At 27.5% G+C, this 4097-nt stretch carries 5 protein-coding genes; all 5 read left to right on the top strand.

Annotation, left to right across the window (positions count from 1 at the left end; genetic code table 11):
* The first annotated feature begins 210 nt into the window (after window positions 1-210).
* The gene (locus DWX74_RS10830) at window positions 211-723 is read left to right on the top strand and encodes a TDE2712 family protein (RefSeq protein ID WP_006439363.1); all 513 of its coding nucleotides are present in this window, start codon (window positions 211-213) and stop codon (window positions 721-723) included.
* Window positions 724-969: 246 nt separating this feature from the next.
* Entirely contained in the window at window positions 970-1155 is a 186-nt protein-coding gene (locus DWX74_RS10835) for a DUF4236 domain-containing protein (RefSeq protein WP_006439364.1), read from the top strand.
* A gap of 18 nt (window positions 1156-1173) precedes the next feature.
* Window positions 1174-2616 carry a ribonuclease H family protein gene (locus DWX74_RS10840; RefSeq protein ID WP_118549954.1) on the top strand — a complete coding sequence of 481 codons (1443 nt, stop codon included), beginning with the start codon at window positions 1174-1176 and terminating at the stop codon, window positions 2614-2616.
* 94 nt (window positions 2617-2710) lie between these two features.
* Complete coding sequence (locus DWX74_RS10845) at window positions 2711-3052, top strand: hypothetical protein (protein ID WP_006439366.1); 342 nt, start codon at window positions 2711-2713, stop codon at window positions 3050-3052.
* A 486-nt stretch (window positions 3053-3538) separates the two neighbouring features.
* Entirely contained in the window at window positions 3539-3997 is a 459-nt protein-coding gene (locus tag DWX74_RS10850) for a hypothetical protein (protein ID WP_118549955.1), read from the top strand.
* Window positions 3998-4097: the final 100 nt, after the last annotated feature.

Raw genomic sequence — 4097 nt, forward strand, 5'->3', positions numbered from 1 at the left:
CAAGAAAATGATATGAGTTCTTTTTTTGTTGCACTTAGATTATAAATTCAAGTGTTAAAAAAACGATTTTATGTTATACTAGTAATGTCAGTTATATTTTAAAAATGGAAATATTTAACTAAATTCCAATTATAAGCCGGAATACAGACAAGGTTAATTTAAATGAAGTAATTCACATGCAAAATTTTAAATGGAAAAGGGGTAGTTAACATGGCAAAAATCGTTATCAAAAACGAAATCTTAGAAATGATGCTTTACATCTGGGACTCAGTGCATCAGAAAGAAAAAATAGCGGATTCATTCTTCTTTGAAATAGCAGATAATCCAAATATGAAATATCTATATGATGGCGAAGAATTTACACCAGATTCAGTAAGAAAAGTACTTTCTGCAATATCAAACAGAGAACTTTTAAACAAACCTACTAAAAAAGAAAGTAGATTCTGGAGTAAAAATATGTGGATGCTTGAAGATTTAGGATTCACAAATATGATGGTAGAACCAGTTAAACAGTTAAACTTAACTGATTTAGAAGATAAGTTGCCAAAAGATGAATACGAAGTAGTATTTATACCAGGACATATGGACGAGTACTATATAGATGGTAATAAATTAGTAATAAACTTCTTCAATATAGTAATAGACTTCTTTGGTGATGGACCAGCTACAATAGCTGACAAACCAATAAAAGAATATATAGAAGAAAAGCTTCTTAGTATGTAATTGAATAGATAATATTAGATACCTATTTGTATAAAGGATTTAAAATCTTTTAAGCAGATAGGTATTTTTTATACTGAAAATACAAGAAAATTAAAATGGTTTGCAATAGTATATTGAAAAGTTCTGAATAAAATAATATAATAATATTTAACGACTTTCAACTGAAAAGAGGGATTGAATAAGAAAAAATAGAAATTAGTAAGTAAGAAATAATTTTAAGATGAATATATTCAAGGAGATGAGCTTATGGGATTAAGTTTTAGAAAAACTATAAATTTAGGGAAACATGTAAAGGTTAATTTAAGTAAGACGGGTGTAAGTGCTTCAGTTAAAGTCGGGAACGTAACTTACAACACTAAAAGAGGTATTTCTGCAAATTTAGGAAATGGTGTGACATATAGGAGCAATAAAAAGTATAAGAAGAAAAAATAATCATTGTGAGGTGATTAAATGAAAAAAATAGAAATATTTGGTGATTTTATAGATGATGAAATTCAGGAAGTGGATGAGTTTGATGAGCGGTATTTAGATGATATAGACTATTACGAGAACAATGAAGCTGATGGAGTATATATTAACAATACTTATTATAGCTATGATGAGTATGAAAATCTAAGCTATGACGATGAAAGTGACTATGGTCAATGGAATGATGATTATATTGACTATTACGATGATTATTACGATGATTATTACGATGATAAGTATTACTCATCAAAATATCAAAGCACAGCTAGTAGTAAGACAATAAAGAAAATTGATGAGGACGATAAGAAAGAAGTAAAAAAAGAGCCCTTATTGGTAACAGATGTAAATAAAATAACTGTTAAAAAATTACCAGGATTAACTATAGAATATAAACAAGATACTAGATCTTTATTAAATTCTAAAGAAAAAAAAGCAAAAAAGACAGCAAAAGTATACTATGCTGTTAGAAATGGAAGAGAGGTAGGAGTGTATGAGTCTTTAGAAGAAGCTCAAAATCAGGTAAAGGGTGTATCTGGATCAGAATGGAAAAAATTTAAAAATTTGGAAGACGCCAACAAATATATTGAAGAAGGAAAATTCTATAAAGGAAAGTGTTATGTCGTTGTAAAAGGAAGGAAACCAGGTATATACAAAAATTATGAACTGGCAAGAGAACAGACTGATGGATATTCTAGTGCATATATGAAAAAATTTAATACTTTAGAAAAAGCAAAAGAATATATAAACAAAAATAAAGAGTTAAGTGATTTAAAATATATAGATTTTGTAAATGATGAAAAAATATTAAAAATATACACAGATGGATCATATTATGAGGCTACGAAAAAATATGGTGCAGCATTTGTGGTTATTGAAGCTGGCAAAGAGATATATAGATATTCTTATGCAGAAAGAGATATAACGGGCAAAAAGAATATATCGGGAGAACTTGTAGCAGCTATGAGGGCGCTTGAATGGGTATTTATTACAAAATATTCTGATGAAATTGAAATTAACCACGACTTATCTTTTATTAAAGACATATGCACGAATAAAATAAACCCTAAAATAGACTATGGAAAAATCTTAAAGCAATTGTACAATATGTGTATTAAAGATGGAATTTCTGTTAAATTTAATGAGGTAGAATCGCATAGTGGAAATTATTGGAATAATTTTGCAGATAGATTGGCTAAAAAAGTGGCTAAGATAGAAGATAAAGAGGAGATGCTGTTCTTAAAAAATATAGAAGAAAATAAAAAGCATACATATGATAATGAAAACATAGCTAAAAATATAATAGAAAATAGACAAAAAGCTAGAGATAAGAAAAAACTACTGGATAAAAGAATTAAACCAACTTGTGTATCTACCCAAAGTGGATTTTTAGATAGAGTAAAAAATATATTTAATAAAAAAAGATAAGTTTTTATCTAATGAAAAAAATAAATAAAATAATGTTATAATAAAATAGTTAAGGTTTTTAATTAAGGATTTTTTATAACTGGAGGTTTTAAAAATGGAAACAGTAGAATTTCAAAATTTAAGCGAAAAAGATCAGGTGTTAGAGATTATACATACAATAAATTCTAATGATATGGTTAATGTTCTAACATATAATACACTAACAGGAATATCTATGTCTATACTAGAATTCATCGCTACAGAAGGGGATACTATCATGAATGCGATACTTCAAGACGATAGAGTAGCTACTGTAGACTATTCAAAAGTAGAAGGCTTTTCAATGGATGAGGAAACGGTATTATTAGCTGAAAGGGATAATATAGTTATTTTTACAAAGAAATCTGACTTAAATTCAACAGATATTCAAACTATATTAAGTGGATTAACTGAGTAATTATAAAAGATTTTAATAGCAATAAAGATAATAATTAATGCTATAGATGGAGAGCTGATTTTTTAAAATTCTATCTATAGTTATCTATAATATGATAGATTTTAACGATTGGACTATTATGAATTAAAAGTGTATTATTAAATTAACAAGTAAAAAGTATGTTCATAATAGTCCTCGTAACTCCACATTATGGGGATTGAGTATGATTTATAATAGTTCTAATTTTTCTGGCAGTCTTGGTACTGCTTATTTTTTTGCTTTTTTTGGAGTTGAAATATTTTTGTGAGTGTAGATAAAAAGTGTAAAATAATAAAACTTACGCATCTTTCCGACATAGATTATGATATAACACTTGATTTAAATACATTTGAGTGATAAAATAATTTTAGTCTTTAATGATTTTGGTGATTAAAGAGAAAAACATAGGGTATAATAAAAAAATAAAGAAAAATCTTATAAAAAGATTAAAACTTAGGAGGAAAAATCATGATGGAAAGATTTAAACCAAAAGCAAACAAAAGAACATTATTCTTCATAGCTGGAGCAGTTTGGGCTATAGCAGGATTTAATATATTAAAAATAGCAGCAGAGGAGTTCGCTGTGATGAGCAGTCTTAAAGAAGTAGCGATAATACTTGGAATTGCAGGATTTACAATATTCTTCTCAAAAGTATTCTACAAAATGTTCAACAAACACTCAAAAAGAATAGTTAACATGGAAAATGAAGAACCTTGTTTATTTGCATTCTTTGATAAAAAAGGATATATGATAATGGCATTTATGATGACTATGGGTATATCACTAAGAGCTTTTCATTTAATAAGTGGAGTACCACTAGTTGTAATATACCTTGCAATAGGACTTTCACTTTCAGTATCAGCAGTATCATTCTTACTTGCTGGAATAAACTACGAAAAAACAGTTGAAAAACATTTAGTTGCATAATAAAATTAAAAAAATAAAAGGGATTGTCACAAAAAAATGTGACAGTCCCTTTTTTAGTATGACGGGCATGCTATTAATCTGTGGTGAAAGTCCATAAAAG

This window comes from Peptoclostridium sp. AF21-18 (genome assembly GCF_003478825.1).
Lineage (GTDB): Bacteria > Bacillota > Clostridia > Peptostreptococcales > Peptostreptococcaceae > Peptacetobacter.

Bases quoted from the DNA above. Each gene is read 5' to 3' on its own strand.
- DWX74_RS10830 (WP_006439363.1), top strand. From the start codon at position 211: ATGGCAAAAATCGTTATCAAAAACGAAATCTTAGAAATGATGCTTTAC.
- DWX74_RS10835 (WP_006439364.1), top strand. From the start codon at position 970: ATGGGATTAAGTTTTAGAAAAACTATAAATTTAGGGAAACATGTAAAG.
- DWX74_RS10840 (WP_118549954.1), top strand. From the start codon at position 1,174: ATGAAAAAAATAGAAATATTTGGTGATTTTATAGATGATGAAATTCAG.
- DWX74_RS10845 (WP_006439366.1), top strand. From the start codon at position 2,711: ATGGAAACAGTAGAATTTCAAAATTTAAGCGAAAAAGATCAGGTGTTA.
- DWX74_RS10850 (WP_118549955.1), top strand. From the start codon at position 3,539: ATGATGGAAAGATTTAAACCAAAAGCAAACAAAAGAACATTATTCTTC.